Source organism: Pseudomonas sp. S3_E10, from assembly GCF_054667615.1.
This window is the reverse complement of record NZ_CP162743.1, coordinates 5,466,595-5,486,661: the sequence shown is the minus strand read 5'-3', so window position 1 is coordinate 5,486,661 and position 20,067 is coordinate 5,466,595. Positions and strand designations below refer to the sequence as shown.

Genomic DNA, 20,067 nt, shown 5'->3' with positions numbered 1-20,067 from the left:
TGTTGAAACGCCTACATCAGCCTGCCGAGGTGACGCGAGCCCGCGCGCTGTGCAGCTTTTTGTAGCTCTCGATCAAACGCAGATGCCGGTCCAGCCCTTCCAGCTTGATGCTGGTCGGCGTCAAGCCGTAGAACCGCACGCTGCCGTCCACCGACCCCATCACTGCGTCCATGCGCTCATCGCCGAACATGCGGCGCAAGTTGACCGCGTAATCCGCCCGTTCCAGGTCGTCGTCCAGTTCTATCTCCAGCACCGCGTTCATCGCCTGATAGAACAGCCCACGTTCGGCGGTATTGTCGTTGTACTGCAGGAACATCTCTACGCATTCCTTGGCTTCTTCATACTGCTTCAAGGCCAGGAAAATCAGCAGCTTCAACTCCAGGATGGTCAGTTGGCCCCACGCCGTGTTGTCGTCGAACTCGATGCCGATCAGCGTGGTGATGTCGGTGTAGTCGTCCAGCTCGCTTTCGATCAGGCGCTCGACCAACGCTTGCAGCTCATCCTCGTCAAGGCTGTGCAGGTTGAGGATATCGGCGCGGAAGAACAGCGCTTTGTTGGTGTTGTCCCAGATCAGATCGTCCACCGGGTAGATTTCCGAGTAATCCGGTACCAGGATGCGGCAGGCGGTGGCGCCGAGGTGTTCGTACACCGCCATATAGGTTTCTTTGCCCATGCCTTCGAGAATGCCGAACAAGGTCGCGGCCTCTTGGGCGTTGGAGTCTTCGCCCTCGCCCGAGAAGTCCCATTCGACAAATTCATATTCCGACTGCGCGCTGAAAAAACGCCACGACACCACGCCGCTGGAATCGATGAAGTGTTCGACGAAGTTGTTCGGCTCAGTCACGGCCTGGGCTTCGAAGGTCGGCTGCGGCAAGTCGTTCAAGCCTTCGAAACTGCGGCCTTGCAGCAGTTCGGTAAGGCTGCGCTCCAGCGCCACTTCCAGGCTTGGGTGAGCGCCGAACGAGGCAAACACGCCGCCGGTGCGCGGGTTCATCAAGGTCACGCACATCACCGGGAATTCACCGCCCAGCGACGCGTCCTTGACCAGTACCGGGAAGCCCTGGGCCTGCAAGCCCTCAATGCCCGCCACAATGCCTGGGTACTTGGCCAGCACCTCGGCCGGCACGTCCGGCAGGGCAAATTCGCCTTCGATGATTTCGCGCTTGACCGCCCGCTCGAAGATCTCCGACAGGCATTGCACCTGGGCTTCGGCCAAGGTGTTGCCCGCGCTCATACCGTTGCTCAGGTAAAGGTTTTCGATCAGGTTGGACGGGAAGTACACCACCTCGCCATCCGACTGGCGCACGAACGGCAGCGAAACAATGCCACGCGCTTCGTTGCCCGAGTTGGTGTCGAACAGGTGCGAGCCGCGCAACTCGCCTTCGCGGTCGTAGACCTTGCGGCAGTAGGCGTCGAGGATTTCGCTGGGCAATTCGTCGTTGGGTCCCGGTTGGAACCAGCGCTCATCCGGGTAGTGAACGAACGGCGCGTTGGCCAGTTCCTCACCCCAGAACTGGTCGTTATAGAAGAAGTTGCAATTGAGCCGCTCGATAAACTCGCCCAGCGCCGACGCCAAGGCGCCCTCTTTGGTCGCGCCCTTGCCGTTGGTGAAGCACATCGGCGAGTGCGCATCGCGAATATGCAGCGACCACACGTTAGGCACGATATTGCGCCACGAGGCGATCTCGATCTTCATCCCCAGGCCGGCGAGGATCCCCGACATATTGGCGATGGTCTGCTCCAGCGGCAGGTCCTTGCCGGCAATGTACGTGCCCCCTTGCGAGGTACTGCCGGGCATCAACAAGGCCTGGGCATCGGCGTCGAGGTTTTCCACTTCCTCGATCACAAACTCCGGCCCGGCCTGCACCACTTTCTTCACGGTGCAACGGTCGATGGAGCGCAGGATGCCCTGGCGGTCCTTATCGGAAATATCCGCCGGCAACTCCACCTGGATTTTGAAGATCTGGTTATAGCGGTTTTCCGGGTCGACGATATTGTTCTGCGACAGGCGAATATTGTCGGTGGGGATATTGCGGGTCTGGCAGTACAACTTCACAAAGTACGCCGCGCACAACGCCGACGAAGCGAGGAAATAGTCGAATGGCCCCGGCGCCGAACCATCGCCCTTGTAGCGAATGGGTTGGTCGGCAATCACCGTGAAGTCATCGAACTTGGCTTCAAGCCGGAGGTTGTCGAGAAAGTTGACCTTGATTTCCATGGGGGCACACCAGAATACGGGCTAAACAAAAATGGCGGCCATTATGAGGTTTTTCGTCGACTGATTTCAGGCTTTTGACCAATGGCGGGCGAAATAGCCCATGTGCATTAATCTTCTGCCGGTTAGTGCCGATGCACTGGGTGCAACCAGGGAGTAGTCGGAATGCGCAATAACCAGCCCGTAACACAACGCGAAATTTCACTCGCACCATCGCAAAAACTTATCTCTGCCACCGATACGCAGGGTGGCATCACCTACTGTAACGATGCTTTTGTCGAGATCAGTGGCTTTGAACGAGCCGACCTGATCGGCGCCCCGCAGAACATCGTGCGTCACCCCGACGTACCCCCGGCCGTCTTTGCGCACATGTGGAGTGCGCTGAAAAAAGGCCTGCCGTGGATGGGGATCGTCAAGAACCGCTCGAAAAACGGCGACCATTACTGGGTCAACGCGTACGTTACGCCGATCTTCGAAGGCAGCCGGGTGGTGGGTTTCGAGTCGGTGCGGGTCAAGCCCAGCGCCGACGAAATCCGTCGCGCCCAGGCGCTGTATCGACGCCTGGGCCAAGGCAAATCCGGCGTTTCGCTGCAGGATGCCTGGCTGCCGGCGCTTTTAGGCTGCGCGCCCTATGCCGTCACCGGTGTTGCCGGCGCCCTCGGCGGGCTGTTCCTCAGCGCACCGGCCGCCATCGCCGTGGCGGTGGCCGTCGCGGTACCGGTGGGCATGCTCTGCGCACGCTGGCGCCAAGGCAGCACCTTGCGTTTGTTGGAGGGGGTCGAACCCTCGACGTCGGATGCCTTGATCGCCCAGATGTACAGCGACGCACGCGGCCCTCAAGCGCGGCTGGAAACAGCATTCCTCAGCCAGCATGCACGCCTGAAAACCTGCCTCACGCGCCTACAGGACAGTGCCGAACAACTCAGCGCGCTGGCCGGGCAATCCGATCAATTGGCGACCGCCAGTTCCAGGGGCCTTGACCGTCAGCGCGTCGAAACCGAACAGGTCTCGGCGGCGGTCAACCAGATGGCGGCCACCACCCAGGAAGTCGCGAGCCATGTGCAACGTACCGCCGACGCCACCCAGCAAGCCAATGTGCTGACCGGCCGCGGCCGCGAAGTGGCGCGCGATACCCGCGAGGCCATCGAGCGATTGTCTACCGTGGTCGGCGAGACGGGCGCCACCGTGGCGCAACTGGCCCGCGACAGCGATGAAATCGGCAGCGTGGTGGACGTGATCAAAGGCATCGCCGATCAGACCAACCTGCTGGCGCTCAACGCCGCCATCGAAGCCGCCCGCGCGGGCGAACAAGGCCGTGGCTTTGCCGTGGTGGCCGATGAAGTGCGCCAACTGGCACAGCGCACCTCGCAGTCCACGACGCAGATCCACGCCCTGATCACCCAATTGCAAGCGTCTTCCAACAATGCCGTGCTCAGCATGGAAAACGGCCAACGCCAGGCCCAGGAAGGCGTGGCCTGGGTGCTGGAAGCGGATCAGGCGTTGGTGGGCATCAGCGAAGCGGTGTCGCACATTACGGAGATGACCACCCAGATCGCCGCCGCCACCGAAGAACAAAGTGCCGTCGCCGAGGAGATCAGCCGCAACATCACCACCATCGCCGAGTTGGCCGACCAGACCTCGCTGCAAGCCCATCAATCCACCGGGTTGAGCAAAGAGCTGACCAACACCGCCGCCACTCAATATGCGCTGGTAGAACGTTTCAATCGCTGAGTAAAACGCGGCGGGGCTTGAGCGCGTTGACCAGACGCGCTCAACCGCGAGACTGCACGAACAACCGGGCTTTACGCGTCAACTGATCCAGGTGCCGATCCCGCTGTTTCTCAGCGTCCACCATGGCGCGCTTGCCGTGTTTCTGCAGCAGGTAGGTGTGGATCTGGCGCACCTCCAGCGAGCTGTAGATCGGCGCGACATCCAGCACGCCCATCAAGCCATCGGTGGCGTAGTCGCGGGTGTTCATCAGCACTTGGGTGCCGCGCGCAGCGCGTACTTGAAAACCCATGGCTTCGAAGGCCGCGACCTTTTCCACCGCACAGGGCCAGTTCGGCATGGGGGTAGCGCGCGAGCACGTCCTGCATCATGCCCCGCGCCACGCCCTGTCGGCGGCAACCGGCCTGCACCGCCATAAAGGCAATGCCGCACGCCTGGGGATCATCCTTGACCGGCAAGCACAACAAAAAGCCGAGAACCCGCTCGGCATCCTGCGCATCGGTGGCGACGATCAGTTCCACTGCAATGCCCTTGTCGCCCTTCAGCGCCTCCAGGTACAGGTGCACTTCAAAGCCAATCGCATACTGGTAGATGTTGTAGAGCAGGTTGCTCGGCGGCAGCGCCACGCTACTGATGTCGGTGAGGTTGTCCACCACCAGTTGCAGGATCTGGCCATTGATGGTCTCGGGGCACGGCGTGGTGTAGCGGGTAAGGCTGAACATGCAAATTCCTGGGTTTCGCGTCAAGGCGGCGGCGATTGTACCTGTTGCGCAGGGGTTATTGCCCACACACCTCACGCAAGCAGCCACGCAGCCAACGATGGGCGAGGTCCGCGTCCAGCCGTGGGTGCCAGAGCATCGCCACGGTGAAGGTCGGCAAGCTGACCGGCAGTGCAAAGCAGAACAGGTCGTGGCGGTGGGCGGTGTAGCGCTCGGGCACGCTGGCGATCAAGTCGCTGTCGCGTGCCAGGGCCATGGCCGTGGAGAAGCCGGCGACGATGCTGGTGATCTGTCGCGTGAAGCCCAAGCGCTCGAGCGCAGCGTCGATCTGGCCACGGTCCTGCCCGCGACGCGAGACGTAGACGTGCCGGCCCTCGGCAAAACGCTGTGCGCTGATGGCGCCCCGGCTAAGGGGATGGCCCTTGCGCACCACGCCGATCAAGCGGTCGCGAAACAGCGCCTGGGTCAACACTTCGGGGCTGGCGGCGGGGTCGACCACACCCGTTTCCAGATCCACCCGGCCATCGCGCAGCAAGGCGCTGTCCTTGTCGGTCTTGTTGACGAAGCGCAGGCGCACCCCAGGCGCCTCTTGGGCGATACGCGCGAGCAACGCCGGGCCCACGTGCTCGACGAACTCTTCACTGGTGCGCAGGGTGAAGGTGCGCTCTACCTGATGCATATCCAGGCTCAACGTCGGGCGCAACACGGCGTGTGCGTCCTGCACCAGACGGCTGACCTGTTCGCGCAACTCCAGCGCTCGCGGGGTTGGCACCAGGCCACGACCGGCACGCACCAGCAGCGGGTCGCCGGTGGTGTCGCGCAGACGCGCCAGCGCACGGCTCATGGCCGAGGCACTCAGGCCCAGGCGCTTGGCTGCGCCGGCAACGCTGCCTTCGGCAAGCAGCACATCCAGGGTGATCAGCAGATTCAGATCGGGCATCAGCGCTCCTTGGCAGGCGTCATATGCAGGTATTGAGTGCAAACCATGCGCCTTCCGCCATGTTAGGCCACGCCGTAGAGTTGTGACAGTTGCAGTCACTCAAGGAATCTCCCATGCCCTCCTCCCCACGCGGCGGTCTCGTCAGCCTGTCGTTGTCCATGTTGCTGGCGTCCCTCGGCACCAGCATCGCCAATGTCGGCCTTCCCAGCCTCGCGCTGGCGTTCGATGCGTCGTTTCACGCGGTGCAGTGGGTGGTGTTGGCCTACCTGCTGGCGATCACGGCCGTCATCGTCAATGCCGGCCGCCTGGGTGATCGCCTCGGGCGCCGCCGCCTGCTGCTGGGCGGGTTGCTGTTGTTTACTTTCGCCTGCGGCGTATGCGCCGTGGCGCCGTCGCTGAATGCGTTGATCGCCGCGCGGGTCCTGCAAGGGCTGGGCGCGGCGAGCATGATGGCGATGGCCCTGGGCATGGTCGGCGATACCGTCACCAAAGAGCGCACCGGCCGGGCGATGGGCTTGCTCGGCACCGTGTCGGCCGTGGGCACCGCCATGGGGCCCAGCGTGGGTGGGATGCTGCTCAGCCTGTGGAGCTGGCGCGCGTTATTCCTGGCGGGCATGCCCCTGGGGCTGCTGGCGGTGGCGCTGGCGTGGCGCTGCCTGCCGCCGGATCGGCACGGCACGCAGTCAGCCGCGCGGTTGAGCCTCTGGGCGCCGCTCAACGATGCAGCGCTGCGCACAGGCCTGGCAATGAGCACGTTGATCGCCGCCGTGATCATGGCCACCTTTGTGGTCGGGCCGTTTTACCTGTCCCGCGGCCTGGGCCTGGGCCCTGAGTGGATGGGCCTGGCGCTGGCCGTCGGGCCGTGCGTCGCGGCGCTCACCGGCGTACCCGCCGGCCGCCTCACCGACCGCCTCGGCAGCCAGCGCATGACACGCGCCGGGCTGGGCATTCTGCTGTGTGGCGCGCTGCTGCTGTCGTTGACTTCGGGGTTGATTGCCTACCTGGCCGCGCTGATGATCCTGACCACGGGTTACAGCCTGTTCCAGGCCGCCAATAACACAGGCGTCATGAGCGATGTGGAGGCCGCACGCCGGGGGACAATCTCCGGTTTGCTCAACCTGTCGCGCAATCTGGGCCTGATTGTCGGCACCTCGGCCCTGGGCGCGGTGTTCGCCTGGGTCACCCCCAACGTCACCCGCGCCGCGCCGCAGGCGGTGACGCATGGCTTGCACGCCACCTTCGCCGTGGCCGTCGGCTTGATCCTGGTCGCCATGGCGATGGCATGGGGCCACAGCCGTGCGGCGAACGGCGTGCAGAACACCCGTTGAGGCAAAAAAACAAAAAAGGCGTTGCGCCAGACCGGGTTACATCGCGCATCATGGGCACTTTCAAGCTCAAGGGTAACGTCCATGCGCGTTCTGTCATTGATGATGGGCCTCACGACGCTGGCCGCCAGTACGGTGTTCTGCGCCAGCGCGATGGCGAATGAAGAAAGTCAGTTGGTACAACAGATCAACCAATACCGCAGCCAGGTGCAGCGCTGCGGTGACCAGGGTTCCCAGGAACTGCCACCGTTGGCCAGCGACACGCGGCTGGTGCTCCCGGCCAACAACGTCGGCGATTTGCAGCAGGCCCTGGCCCGCGCCGCTTACCCGATGGTGAATGTGCAGGCCATCAGCCTGTCCGGCCCCAAGGATGCCCAGGCCGCCATGAAGGCCGTGCGCGAAAGCTTCTGCCGGGTGGTGCTGGACCCGCAATTCGTCGACATCGGCGTGAGCAACAGCGGCCAGGACTGGCGCATCGTGCTGGCCCGCCCGCTGCTATCGAGCGGCCTGGGCGACTGGCAAACCGAAGGCAGGAAACTGCTGGAGCTGATCAACACCGCCCGCGCCCAACCCCGCCAATGCGGCGCCCAGGCATTCAGCGCCACCACGCCGCTGTCGTGGAACGACACCCTGGCCAGCGCCGCCAACAGCCATACCCGAAACATGGCCAACGGCAACTTCTTCGACCACCTGGACCACGACGGCCGCACCCCTGGCGACCGCGCCGAACTGGCCGGGTACATCGCGAAGAACATCGGCGAAAATATTGCCGCCGGCCTGGATACCCCACGCAAAGTCGTCGATGGCTGGCTCGCCAGCCCCGGTCACTGCGCCAACCTGATGAACCCGCAATTTCGTGAACTGGGCGCCGCGTATGCGATGGACCCCAAGAGCGATGCGGGCATCTACTGGACCGGTCTGTTCGGCACGCAATAACGGGCTGGGCCAACACCCGGCGGGCGGCCCGGCCTGCTCAAACGCATAGAGCAGCCAGCCGCCCGCTCGCGGATATTCGCGCTGAACTGACAGCGTCGGCACGGGTCTGTAGCTTTGCGCCGGGCATTCAAGCGCGCTGTGGATTCTGGTTAAAGGTGTTCTCCCAATGATGAATTGGCTGCAAAGCAGCAGCGAAATGGCTGAACGCGTGCGTCAGCATGATTGGGCCGGTACGCCCCTGGGGCCGCTGGAGCAGTGGCCGGATGTGCTCAAAACCACCGTGGCACTGTGTTTCGCTTCGAGCTTTCCCCAGGCGATTGTCTGGGGGCCGCAGTTGATCACGCTGTACAACGACGCCTTTACGCCAATCCTCGGTAACAAACCCTACGCACTCGGGCGCCCCTTCAGCGAAGTGTGGAGCGAGGCATGGGCTGAGATCAGCCCCATTTGCGACGCTGCCTTCCAAGGCCACGCCACGTATATCGAGAATTTCCCGCTGGTGATCGAACGCGGCCAGGCGCAGGAGCAGGCGTACTTCACCTTCTGCTACAGCCCGATCCGCGACCCACAGGGCGCCGTGGTGGGCATGCTTGATACGGTGACCGAAACCACCGCCACCGTATTCCTCACCCGGCGCCTGGCGGTGCTCGATGCCATCGGTCACGCCGTGGTCAATGCCGCCGATGCCGAAGCCATCATGGCCAGCACCACCCGTCTGCTGGCCGAACACCTGCGCGTGAGCAACTGCGCCTACGCCGACATGGACGCCGACGAGGACGGCTTCACCATCCGCGACAATTGGGCCGCCCCAGGTTCGCCGAACATCGTTGGGCGCTACAGCCTGGCAGCGTTCGGGGAACGCGCCGTGACCAGCCTGAAGGCCGGCGAACCGCTGGTGATCCAGGACAACCTGCGCGAATTGCCTGCCGCGGAATCTGCCAGCTTCCGGGCCCTGGGCGTCAGCGCCACCCTCTGCATGCCGCTGATCAAAAACGGCCGCCTGACCGCCTTGATGGCTGTACACAACCACTCACCTCGGACCTGGTCACCTTACGACCTGGCCTTGCTGCGCGAGGTCACCGAGCGTTCCTGGGCGCATATCGAGCGGGTGCGCGCTGACGCCGACGTGCGCCAAGGCCTGGCCGCCTTTGCCGAACTGAACAGGACCCTGGAACAGCGCGTGCAAGAGCGCACCGTTGCGTTGGCCCAGGCCGAAGCCGCGTTGCGCCAGTCGCAGAAACTTGAAGCCATCGGTCAATTGACCGGTGGCGTGGCCCATGACTTCAACAACCTGCTGACAATCATTCGCTCATCGGTGGACTTTTTGCGCCAGCCGGGCCTGCCCGAAGATCGGCGCCAACGCTACATGAGTGCGGTGTCCGACACGGTGGAGCGGGCCAGTAAATTGACCAGCCAACTGCTCGCCTTTGCCCGCCGCCAACCGCTCAACCCGGAAGTCTTCGACGTGGGCCAGCAGGTGCGGAATATCGGCGAGATGCTCGAAAGCGTCACCGGGGCGCGCATTCACGTACAGGTCGAGCTGCCCTCGCATGCCTGCTTCGCACGGGTCGATTCCAGCCAATTTGAAACCGCGCTGATCAACATGGCCCTCAATGCCCGCGATGCCATGGGCGGCCAGGGCACGCTGACGTTGCGGGTCGTCGGCGGGCAGCCGCTGCCGAGCATCCGTGGCGATGCGGGGGCCGGCCAGCCGTATATCGCCGTCTCGCTGGCCGATACCGGCCAAGGCATTGCGCCGCAAACCATCGAGCGCATATTCGAGCCGTTCTTTACCACCAAGGCCGTGGGCAAAGGTACCGGGCTGGGCCTGTCCCAGGTGTTCGGCTTTGCCAAGCAGTCCGGCGGCAATATCGACGTGGCCAGCACTCTCGGCGAAGGCAGCGTGTTCACGTTGTACCTGCCGCAGGTAGAAGCGCTGGCATCGCGGCATGCCATCCCGCAGGAACCCCCGGCGCCCGCCCACAATACCGCCCAGTGCCGCGTGTTGATCGTGGAGGACAACCTCGAAGTCGGGCGGTTTGCCACCCAGATTCTGCAAGACCTGGGCTACCAGACCACCTGGGCCACCGATGGCGAGCAGGCGCTGACCCTCGCGGGCCAGGATGCCATGGCGTTCGATGTGGTCTTCTCGGATGTGGTAATGCCCGGCATCACCGGCGTGGCCATGGCCAAACTGCTGCGCCGGCGCCGTGCCGACCTGCCCGTGGTGCTCACCTCGGGCTACAGCGAAGAGCTGGCCGACAGCGGCTACGAAGGGTTCGAGTTTCTCGCCAAACCGTACTCCGCCGAGCAGGTCTCGCGGGTGTTGACCAAGGCCATCTGCAAGGACTGAACGGCGCCCTACTCCGCCAGTGCCACTTGGTTGCGGCCTTGGGCCTTGGCCCGGTACAGCGCCTTGTCCGCCGTATTCATCAAGCCGTGCAGGTCTTGATCCAACGCATTGGCGAAGGCCACTCCCAAACTGGCGCTGAGCCCATGCACCGGGTCGCAGGCCAGGCCGGAGATGGCCTTGACCAGTTGTTCGGCAATCTCCCGCGCGGTTTCCAAGGTGGTGTTGGGCAACAGCACGGCAAACTCTTCGCCCCCCAGGCGGCCGTACACATCGGCCTTGCGGAACGATGCGCTGATCACCCCGCCAATCTGGCGCAGCACCTGGTCACCGGCCTGGTGCCCGTAGGTATCGTTGATCTGCTTGAAATGGTCCATGTCCATCATCAACGCACACAAGGGTTGCTGGTGATGGCGGCACTGTGCGTACAACAGGTGCGCATGTTCGAAAAACGCGCGGCGATTCATCAAGCCGGTCAGCTCGTCGGTTTGGGCCGCACGCGTGGAAATATTGTGGGCACGCTCCATTTGCCGGGTCAGGCGAAAGGCTTTTTCCAGGGCATCGGAGAGTTTGCGTGTAGCGCTGACCACAAACGTGCTGAACACCAACACCGCGATCGCTACCCCCACCTGCATCGAGGACGGCTGGAACAGCAGCCACACCGTACAGGGCAGCAGCACCAGCGCAATCGACAACAGCGTCATGTTGCGATAGGCCGAATAGCACGAGACCGCGCTCACCGACATGCCCACGGTGAACAGCATCACCAGCACTTGGGACAAACGGTCATCGGCGGGCATCACCGCAAACGCGCCGGCGCCCCAGATACTGGCCGAGAGCGTCAGGGTGATCCAGTAGCGGCGCTCCCAGCGGTCCGGCGTGCGTTCGCTGTTGGGGCAGCGAAACCAGTCCATGAACATCTTGATCCGCAGCATCGACGAGGCCGTCAGCAGCACCAACCAGCCCAGCATGACGGTGTGGTCGAAGCGATCCCAGCACAGCCAGCAGAGCATCGCTGCCGCCAGATAACTGCCGAAAATGGCCGCAAATGACTGCCGAAACAGTTGGTGCAGACGGTCGGTGCGCACCTGCTCTTCTATAAAGCAATCCTGGTCCTGCTCACGCCCAAGGCCATTCATGAAATTCGCCTGATTCGACTGCCGCGACAAAGGTGCCATTGTGGCACCCTGCCAGCACCGCGGACAACCGAATCCCTCACAGCAGAGCCTTCAACGCGCTTCAGGCCGCAGAATCAATACCCCCAGCGGCGGCAAGTTCAGCGACAACGACACCGGCTGACCATGGCGCGGCTCGTCCTGGGTGAACACTTCGCCACCGTTGCCGAAATTGGAGCCGGCGTAGGTGTCCGCATCACTGTTGATCACCTCGCTCCAGCGCCCGGCAAACGGCACACCCACGGCGTAGGCTTCGCGCGGCACCGGGGTGAAGTTGGCCACCACCAGTACCGGCTTGCCGTCCTTGCTCCAGCGCAGCCAGGCATAGACGCTGTTGATCGCGTCATCGCCGATCAGCCACTGGAAGCCCTGGGGCGCATCGTCCTGTTCGTGCAACGCAGGCTCCTCGCGGTACAGGCGGTTCAAGTCACCCACCAGTTTTTGCACGCCCTGGTGTTCCTGGTACTGCAACAGGTACCAATCCAGCTGCTGGTCGTGGTTCCACTCACGCCACTGGCCGAACTCGCAGCCCATGAACAGCAGCTTCTTGCCGGGGTGCATCCACATGAACGCCAGGTAGGCACGCAGGTTGGCAAACTTCTGCCAGCGGTCGCCCGGCATCTTGTCGATCAGCGAGTGCTTGCCGTGCACCACTTCATCGTGGGAGATCGGCAGGATAAAGCGCTCGGACCAGGCATAGACCAGGCCGAAGCTCAGCTCGTTATGGTGATGGGCGCGGTACACCGGGTCTTGCTGGATGTAATGCAGGGAGTCGTGCATCCAGCCCATGTTCCATTTGTAATTGAACCCCAGGCCGCCCTGTTGGGTGGGCTGGCTCACGCCGGGCCAGGCCGTGGACTCCTCGGCGATCACCAGCGCACCGGGGGCCTCCAGCGCCACGACGTCGTTCAAGTGCCGCAGAAAATCGATGGCTTCCAGATTCTCGCGCCCGCCATGACGGTTGGGCACCCATTCGCCGGCCTTGCGCGAATAGTCGCGATACAGCATCGAGGCCACCGCATCAACGCGCAGGCCGTCGACGTGGAAATGCTTGAGCCAGTGCAACGCCGAAGCCAGCATAAAGCCGTGCACCTCGGTGCGGCCCAGGTTGTAGATCAGCGTGTCCCAGTCCTGGTGAAAGCCTTCCAGCGGGTTGGCGTATTCGTACAGCGCGGTGCCGTCGAACTGCGCCAGGCCGTGGGTATCGGTAGGGAAATGCGCCGGCACCCAGTCGAGGATCACGCCGATATCGGCCTGGTGCAGCGCGTTGACGAAATACGCGAAATCTTCCGGCGAGCCAAAACGCGCGCTCGGGGCAAACTGCGACAACGCTTGATAGCCCCACGAGCCGCCAAACGGGTGCTCCATGATCGGCATCAGTTCGATATGGGTGAAGCCCAGTTGCTGCACATAGGGAACAAGCCGTTCGGCCAGCTCGCGCCAGCCATATTGCCGGGCCACTTCACCGGCCTCATCCAGCTCGCACTGCCAGGAACCGACGTGCAATTCATAGATCGACAGCGGCGCCGTGGACTTCTGTTTTTCGCCGCGTGACTGCATCCATTCGTGGTCTTGCCAGTCCACCCGCAAAGGCGGCGCGACTTTCGACGCGGTGTCCGGCGGCAGCTGGGTGGCCAGCGCCATGGGGTCGGCCTTGAGCGGCAGGATGCCGTTGGCGCCGAGGATCTCGTATTTGTAAGCCGCACCCGGTTGCAGGCGCGGGATAAAGATTTCCCACACGCCGGAGGGATGGCGCAGGCGCATCGGGTGGCGGCGACCGTCCCAGATATTGAAGTCGCCCACCACCGACACGCGCCGCGCATTCGGTGCCCACACGGCAAAACGCACCCCGTCCACACCATCGACGTTAGCCACCTGGGCGCCCAGGCAACTGCTGAGGTCGCGATGGTTGCCTTCGGCAAACAGGTACAGGTCCATCTCGCCCAGCAGCAACTGACTGAAACTGTACGGGTCTTCGGTGATCTGCTCGCCACCGGCCCACTGGATCTTCAGCAGGTACGCCTGGCGATGGTTGAAGTGCCCGACAAACAAACCCGGCACCTGGGTGGCATCCAGGCTGCCGATCGGCTCACCACTGTCGCGCGCCAGTACGTGAACGCTCAGGGCCTCCGGCAGGAACGCGCGGATAAATTGCCCGCCCTGCTCATCATCGTGTGGCCCGAGAATAGAGAACGGGTCATGGTGCTCGGCGCGCACCAGCGCATCGACGTCCCTGGACGCCGGCATTGCCGTCAGCTTGGGCTGCAGCGGTTCTTTATATGTAAAACTCATGACGTCTCCCCACCGCGTGCATGCTTGGATTTAGGTAACAACTCGCTCAACAGGTTATGCAGGCCCTGTAACGGCACCGGCAACCAGGTCGGGCGATTTTCCGCCTCGTAGGCCACTTCGTACGCGGCCTTCTCCAGGCCAAACAACGTCAGCGCGGCGTCCTGGCCTTTGGCATCCTGCCAGTCATGCGCCAGTGTAGACGTAGCCGCCTGATAAGCCTGGATAAATGCCAGGCGTGCTTCTTTCAGGTAGCGATCAGTCACGCGCTTGCGTGCCTGGTCGGCCTGTTCGGAGTGATCCGCGCCCTGCTCATTGAGGGCCATGGCCGCCGCGTAATCGAACGAGCGCAGTACACCGCTCACGTCTTTGTACGGGCTGTGCTTGCCGCGACGCTCATGCAGCGGCCTGGCCGGCTCGCCTTCGAAGTCGATCAGGTAAGCATCACCCTTCACCACCAACACCTGGCCCAGATGCAAATCACCGTGGACGCGAATACGCAGCCCGCCCAAGGTGGCCTTGGCCAACGCCTGGACGTGCTCGCGGACGGCTTTTTTGTGCGCCAACAAATCAGTGACCAACGCCTGATCCGCCGGGTTCAATTGGTTTTGCTGCAGCTTGAGCAGATGCAGGGCGCGGTCGATCTGGGCACCGACATCCTTGCTCCAGGCTTGGGTGTCCTTGGCGGTCGTGACCTCAGGCTGGAAGTCCTTGTTGGCGGTTTTCGCCCCGAGCACCAGGTGCATCTCGCCCAGGCGCCGGCCGAGCAGGCCGGCAAAGTCCGCCAGTTCGCCCAGCGCGTTGTAGTGCTGTTCCTGCTCGGAAATGGCCTCGGCCAGTTCGTCGCGAATCGCGCGTTCGAGGTTGTTCTGGGTCCAGCTCCAGGCGTCGCCCTGGTTGCTCAGGTAGCCCTGGGCGATCATCAGCAGGTTGTCTTCGCCATTGGCATCGCGACGGATCACGGCGCCCATCAGCGGCGAGATATTCGGGTAATCGGCGGCGGTCAGGTAGGCGCTCATCTCCAGCTCCGGGTGTACGCCGGCACTGACCTTGCGGATCAACTTGAGTACCAGGCACTCCCCCACCACCACCGAGCTGTTGGACTGCTCGGCCGACAAATAGCGCACCGGCGTTTCGTCGCTCAGTGGCAGCTCGGCCAAGTGGGGCGTGGCCTCAAAGCGCAGGTCGCCGTCGCTGGAATTCAACACCGTGCCGGCTTGCAGGCCCTGGATCACCGCGCGCACAAAGTGCTCCAGGCTGAAGGCGTCGGTCACCAGCCCTACCTGGCGCGTACGCCGCACGCGGGCCAGGGCCAGTTGTTGGGGCAAGGCGCTGGTGAACTGGTCTTCAGCCAGGAAACCGAACGGCAACTGGTAACGACTGACCTGCCCGGCGGCGCTCACCTCCAGCTCGCTGAGCAACACCGGATGCTGCGGGTCGCCAAACCGTACGCCGTAGACAATGCGGACGCTGTCGATGGCCACGTCCTTGCCGGCAAACCAACGCCGCTTGGGCAGCCAGGCCGGCAACGACGTTTGCTCAAGGGTGGTGCGGCCAGGTTCTTCAAGCAGTTCTTCCATGCGTTTTTTCAATACCAGGGTGGTGAAATCGGGAATGCTTTGCGCCGGCTCCACATGCCAGCTGGGCATACGGTTTTCCGCCGCCAGTACAAACCAGTAGAAGCCGTACGGCGCCAGGGTCAGCAGGAAATTCAGTTGGCCGATCGGTGGGAAGGCATTACCGCCGAGCATCTCCACCGGCACCATGCCGGCGAACGCCGACAGGTCCAACTCAGCCGCCTGGGCACTGCGGGACACGTTGGCCACGCACAGGATGATCTCGGTGTGCCCATCCTCGCCGGTGTACTCACGGGTATACGCCAGGATGCGGCGGTTGGTCGGCGAGAGCATTTTCAAGCTGCCACGGCCGAATGCCTTGGATTGCTTGCGCACCGCCAGCATGCGTCGGTTCCAGTTGAGCAGCGAATGTGGGTCTTGGGTCTGGGTCTCGACGTTGACCGACAGGTAGCCGTAGAGCGGGTCCATGATCGGCGGCAGCACCAGGCTGGCCGGGTCGGCGCGGGAGAACCCGCCGTTGCGGTCGATGGACCACTGCATGGGCGTGCGCACGCCATCACGGTCGCCCAGGTAGATATTGTCGCCCATGCCGATTTCATCGCCGTAATACAGGGTCGGCGTGCCCGGCATCGACAGCAGCAGGCTGTTGAGCAACTCCACGCGGCGGCGGTCGCGCTCCAGCAAGGGCGCCAGGCGCCGGCGAATCCCCAGGTTGATCCGCGCGCGGCGGTCGGCGGCGTAGTAATTCCACAGGTAATCGCGCTCTTTGTCGGTGACCATTTCCAGGGTCAGTTCATCGTGGTTGCGCAGGAAAATCGCCCATTGACAGTTAGCGGGGATCTCCGGCGTTTGCCGCAGGATATCGGTGATCGGGAAGCGATCTTCCTGGGCCAGCGCCATGTACATGCGCGGCATCAGCGGGAAGTGGAAGGCCATGTGGCATTCGTCGCCGTCGTCGCCCTTGCGATCGCCGAAATACAGCTGTGTGTCTTCGGGCCACTGGTTGGCTTCGGCGAGCAGCATGCGGTCCGGGTAATTGGCGTCGATCTCGGCACGGATCTGCTTGAGCACGTCGTGGGTTTCGGCCAGGTTTTCGTTGTTGGTGCCGTCGCGCTCGATCAGGTACGGAATGGCGTCCAGGCGCAGGCCGTCAATGCCCATGTCCAACCAGTAGCGCATCACCGACAGCACGGCCTTCATGACTTGCGGGTTATCGAAATTGAGGTCGGGCTGGTGGGAATAGAAACGGTGCCAGAAGTACTGGCCGGCGACCGGGTCCCAGGTCCAGTTGGACTTTTCGGTATCGAGGAAGATGATGCGGGTGCCGTCGTATTTCTGGTCGTCATCGGACCACACGTAGAAGTCCCGCGCGGCCGAGCCGGGCTTGGCCTTGCGCGCGCGCTGGAACCAGGGGTGCTGGTCGGACGTGTGGTTGATCACCAGCTCGGTGATCACCCGCAGCCCGCGTTTGTGGGCTTCGGCAATAAAGCGCTTGGCATCGGCGAGGGTCCCGTAGTCGCTGTGCACGCCGCGATATTCGGCAATGTCGTAGCCGTCATCGCGACGGGGCGAGGGGTAGAACGGCAGCAGCCAGATGGTGTTCACGCCCAGGTCGGCGATGTAGTCGAGCTTGGCGATCAGGCCGGGAAAGTCGCCGATGCCGTCGTTGTTGGAGTCGAAATAGGATTTGACGTGAACCTGGTAGATCACCGCGTCCTTGTACCAGAGCGGGTCTTTGATAAAGGTGGCAGCCTTGGGTTTCTTCGCCATTGGAAACTCCTGAAATTCAGCAGGCAGAATGCAGTCAATGTGGGAAGGGGCTTGCTCCCGCCCACATGTGATGTGCGCAAGACTCAGGAAGCAGTGATGCGCCAAACCCCAAACGGCATTTGCGGCTCCAGCCGCGTCCACTGGGTCTTGCCATACCACGTCCAGCGATGGCCGTTCATCAGGTCCTCGCCCTGGGTGTGGGCATCGTCCGGCAGGCCCATCTCCCACAGCGGCAATTCAAAATGCGCCTCCTGGGCATTGAACGGGTCCAGGTTGACCGCCACCAGGATGAAGTTGCTGCCGTCCTCGCTGCGCTTGCCGAAGTACAGGATGTTGTCGTTCCACGCGTTGTACAGCTTGAGCCCCAGGTGCGTGTGCAATGCCGGGTTCTGCCGGCGGATGCGGTTGAGCTGGGCGATTTCGGCAATGATGTTGCCCGGCGCGGCGAAGTCCCGTGGGCGGATCTCGTATTTCTCCGAGTCCAGGTATTCCTCTTTGCCCGGTACCGGCGCGGCTTCGCACAATTCGAACCCTGAATACATGCCCCACAGGCCCGAGCCCAGGGTGGCCAGCGCGGCGCGGATCAAAAAGCCCGCGCGCCCGGACTCGTGCAGGAAGCCGGGGTTGATATCCGGTGTATTGACGAAGAAGTTCGGGCGGTAGCACTCACGCCACGGCGACTGGTTCAACTGGGTGAAATACTCGCTCAACTCAGCCTTGGTGTTGCGCCAGGTGAAATAGGTGTAGCTCTGGGAATAACCGACCTTGCCCAGACGCGCCATCATCGCCGGGGTGGTGAAGGCCTCGGCGAGGAAGATCACCTCCGGGTGCTTGGCGCGCACGTCGCTGATCAACCATTGCCAGAACGGCAGCGGCTTGGTGTGAGGGTTGTCGACGCGAAAGGTCTTCACGCCCTCTTCCACCCAGCCCACTACGATGTCGCGCAGTTCTGTCCATAAGCCCGGAATGGCATCGGCCGCGTAGAAATCGACGTTGACGATGTCCTGATACTTCTTGGGTGGGTTTTCCGCGTATTTGATCGTGCCGTCCGGACGCCAGTTGAACCAGCCCGGGTGCTGCTTGAGCCATGGATGGTCCTGGGAGCACTGGATGGCGAAGTCCAGGGCGATTTCCAGGCCATGCTCGGCGGCGGCTTTGACCAGTCGACGGAAGTCATCGCGGCTGCCCAGTTGCGGGTGGATGGCCTCGTGGCCGCCCTCCTCGCTGCCAATCGCGTAAGGGCTGCCGGGATCGTCGGGGCCTGCGGTCAGCGCGTTGTTCTTGCCCTTGCGATGGCTGCGGCCGATGGGGTGGATCGGCGGGAAGTACAGCACGTCAAAGCCCATGTCGTGGATCATCGGCAGGCGCGCATGCACATCGTTGAAGGTGCCGTGGCGCGCGGGATCGTCGGTGATCGAGCGCGGAAACAGCTCGTACCAGCTGGCGAATTGCGCGCGTTCGCGCTCCACATCCACCGGGTACAGGGTGCTGACACTCAAGTAAGCGCGGTGGTCGGCCTGGGTCATCAGGTGTGCACTGTCTTCGTGCAGGAACAGCGCGACCTGCTCGGTTTCCAGCAGGCCGGAGAGTTCATGGTGCAGCAACATCAGGCGGTCGCGCAGTTCATTGTCACTGCGCTCGGCGGCCTGCAATACCAGGCTGCGGCCTTCCTGCAACTCCAGGCTGACCGGCACGCCGGCCTCATGCTTTTTGCGCAGTTCATAGCAAAAGCTGGCGAAGGTATCGATCCAGGCTTCGATGCAATACTCGTGCGGCCCAACGGCGGTGACGGTAAACGCACCCTCCCAGCCATTGTTACCCACGTCAGTCATCACCACGCTGTGCCAGCTCTCGTCCTTGAGCGCACGCCAGCGGACCAGTACGGCGAGCTTGTCGTGGCCGTCGGCGAACACCTTGCTGGTGACGTTGACCCGTTGGCCAACCACGGCCTTGACGGCAAATTCGCCGCCGTCGATCACCGGCATGGTGCTTTCGATTGCGATCCTGGGCAGCAACAGCGCCTGGGACAGCGGTAACAAGGCGTCGTCTGGAACCTGTGTTTCAGCAGTCATCGAGCATCTTCCCCTTACGCCCTATGGACGCTCTTTGCTTGATCCGAATTGTTCAACCGGCCGCGTTTTCCCTGAACGGGCCGCTATAGGTCCGAGCGCGAGCGCCAGTCAAAAGTTCAGGTGAATGTGCCGCCACTGAGCGGGAATCAAACCTGCCCCGTGGTTGTCCACCGCTAGAGCAAAGCACAAAGGAGGCCACACCGATGAATATCCCGATCCCGGCTGAGACGCCTGACCCGAATATCGATAACCCGACACTGCCGCCCACCGAACCCGAGCCGATCCCCGAGAAAGAACCTCCGGAAAACCCGCCGCCACCGGTGCAAGAGCCGCCGACGACCATGCCGCCAGTGATCGTCAGTCCTTGTCCAGCCGCTTGACGATCATCGGCATCACGCTGAACACCGCAAGCGCCAACAAGGTGCTGAGCACCGCCGTCGATTCACGGCCCAACCCCGCCGCCACACCAATGGCGGCGGTCATCCATAAGCCGGCGGCAGTGGTCAGCCCCTTTACGTGTTGACCTTCTTCATCTTCCTTGCCTTTAAGAATGGTGCCGGCGCCCAGAAAGCCGATCCCGGCAATCACCCCCTGTACGACTCGGCTCATGGCATCCGCCTGGTTGCCCGACATCTGCGGCACCATCACAAACAATGCGGCGCCCATTGCCACCAGCATATGGGTGCGCACGCCGGCGGCCTTGCCCTTGTGCTCGCGTTCAAAGCCAAGAATGCCACCCAGCAAGGCGGCGATCAGCAAGCGTACGGTGATTTGCGTGAGCTGCCGGGCGTCGCCAAGGTCGGCAAATTCGGCCTGCAGCGTCAGCCACACTTCATGCCACCAAGCGTCCATCAGCATCGTCCTTTGTCATTGTTGGTAAAGCATGGACAACCGCGACCGCCAGTCAGTTGCCTGGAACACCCGGCCCTGGGCGGGGGCCTAAGCATCACCACCCCATGAAAAGGAGATCA

12 protein-coding genes and 2 pseudogenes are annotated in these 20,067 nt (G+C 62.9%); 6 read left to right on the top strand and 8 right to left on the bottom strand.

What is annotated here, in order from left to right:
• Nucleotides 1–16 precede the first annotated feature (16 nt).
• Nucleotides 17–2,218, bottom strand: a complete 2,202-nt coding sequence (locus AB4N98_RS25200) for an OsmC domain/YcaO domain-containing protein (RefSeq protein ID WP_065878960.1) — start codon at nucleotides 2,216–2,218, stop codon at nucleotides 17–19.
• Nucleotides 2,219–2,380: 162 nt separating this feature from the next.
• On the opposite strand from AB4N98_RS25200, the pseudogene AB4N98_RS25195 reads away from it, so the two are divergent.
• Together AB4N98_RS25195 and AB4N98_RS25190 are read left to right on the top strand one after the other, a co-directional pair.
• A pseudogene (locus AB4N98_RS25195) lies at nucleotides 2,381–2,653 on the top strand (PAS domain-containing protein); the annotation flags it as partial.
• A 258-nt stretch (nucleotides 2,654–2,911) separates the two neighbouring features.
• Entirely contained in the window at nucleotides 2,912–3,946 is a 1,035-nt protein-coding gene (locus tag AB4N98_RS25190; protein ID WP_411736591.1) for a methyl-accepting chemotaxis protein, read from the top strand.
• 40 nt (nucleotides 3,947–3,986) lie between these two features.
• On the opposite strand, the pseudogene AB4N98_RS25185 reads toward AB4N98_RS25190, so the two are convergent.
• Nucleotides 3,987–4,665: pseudogene (locus tag AB4N98_RS25185) on the bottom strand (GNAT family N-acetyltransferase).
• 55 nt (nucleotides 4,666–4,720) lie between these two features.
• The gene (locus tag AB4N98_RS25180; RefSeq protein WP_017528465.1) at nucleotides 4,721–5,602 is read right to left on the bottom strand and encodes a LysR family transcriptional regulator; all 882 of its coding nucleotides are present in this window, start codon (nucleotides 5,600–5,602) and stop codon (nucleotides 4,721–4,723) included.
• A 113-nt stretch (nucleotides 5,603–5,715) separates the two neighbouring features.
• Between AB4N98_RS25180 and AB4N98_RS25175 the strand changes: the two genes are divergently transcribed.
• The 3 genes from AB4N98_RS25175 to AB4N98_RS25165 all read left to right on the top strand — a co-directional run bounded on the left by AB4N98_RS25175 (nucleotide 5,716) and on the right by AB4N98_RS25165 (nucleotide 10,216).
• The gene (locus AB4N98_RS25175) at nucleotides 5,716–6,930 is read left to right on the top strand and encodes an MFS transporter (protein ID WP_068936577.1); all 1,215 of its coding nucleotides are present in this window, start codon (nucleotides 5,716–5,718) and stop codon (nucleotides 6,928–6,930) included.
• Nucleotides 6,931–7,011: 81 nt separating this feature from the next.
• Complete coding sequence (locus AB4N98_RS25170) at nucleotides 7,012–7,863, top strand: CAP domain-containing protein (protein WP_135196796.1); 852 nt, start codon at nucleotides 7,012–7,014, stop codon at nucleotides 7,861–7,863.
• 166 nt (nucleotides 7,864–8,029) lie between these two features.
• Complete coding sequence (locus tag AB4N98_RS25165; RefSeq protein WP_135196797.1) at nucleotides 8,030–10,216, top strand: GAF domain-containing protein; 2,187 nt, start codon at nucleotides 8,030–8,032, stop codon at nucleotides 10,214–10,216.
• An 8-nt stretch (nucleotides 10,217–10,224) separates the two neighbouring features.
• Here AB4N98_RS25165 and AB4N98_RS25160 read toward each other — a convergent pair whose 3' ends face one another.
• The 4 genes from AB4N98_RS25160 to AB4N98_RS25145 form a co-directional block, all read right to left on the bottom strand.
• Nucleotides 10,225–11,391, bottom strand: a complete 1,167-nt coding sequence (locus AB4N98_RS25160) for a GGDEF domain-containing protein (RefSeq protein WP_017528468.1) — start codon at nucleotides 11,389–11,391, stop codon at nucleotides 10,225–10,227.
• A 51-nt stretch (nucleotides 11,392–11,442) separates the two neighbouring features.
• The gene (glgB, locus tag AB4N98_RS25155) at nucleotides 11,443–13,680 is read right to left on the bottom strand and encodes a 1,4-alpha-glucan branching protein GlgB (protein WP_017528469.1); all 2,238 of its coding nucleotides are present in this window, start codon (nucleotides 13,678–13,680) and stop codon (nucleotides 11,443–11,445) included.
• The gene (treS, locus tag AB4N98_RS25150; protein WP_460148971.1) at nucleotides 13,677–17,024 is read right to left on the bottom strand and encodes a maltose alpha-D-glucosyltransferase; all 3,348 of its coding nucleotides are present in this window, start codon (nucleotides 17,022–17,024) and stop codon (nucleotides 13,677–13,679) included. The genes glgB and treS overlap by 4 nt, the downstream gene beginning before the upstream one ends.
• Before the next feature lie 83 nt (nucleotides 17,025–17,107).
• Nucleotides 17,108–19,096: an alpha-1,4-glucan--maltose-1-phosphate maltosyltransferase gene (locus tag AB4N98_RS25145; RefSeq protein ID WP_460148970.1), complete on the bottom strand. Its 1,989-nt coding sequence runs from the start codon at nucleotides 19,094–19,096 to the stop codon at nucleotides 17,108–17,110.
• A gap of 203 nt (nucleotides 19,097–19,299) precedes the next feature.
• Here AB4N98_RS25145 and AB4N98_RS25140 point away from each other — a divergent pair, with 203 nt between their 5' ends.
• Nucleotides 19,300–19,476, top strand: coding sequence for a hypothetical protein (locus AB4N98_RS25140; protein WP_177412870.1), 177 nt, complete (start codon nucleotides 19,300–19,302; stop codon nucleotides 19,474–19,476).
• Here the strand turns inward: AB4N98_RS25140 and AB4N98_RS25135 are convergent.
• Nucleotides 19,454–19,948 (bottom strand): MgtC/SapB family protein, encoded by a 495-nt coding sequence (locus AB4N98_RS25135; protein ID WP_017528472.1) that lies wholly within the window; start codon nucleotides 19,946–19,948, stop codon nucleotides 19,454–19,456. The two genes, AB4N98_RS25140 and AB4N98_RS25135, sit on opposite strands and share 23 nt — an antisense overlap.
• Nucleotides 19,949–20,067: the final 119 nt, after the last annotated feature.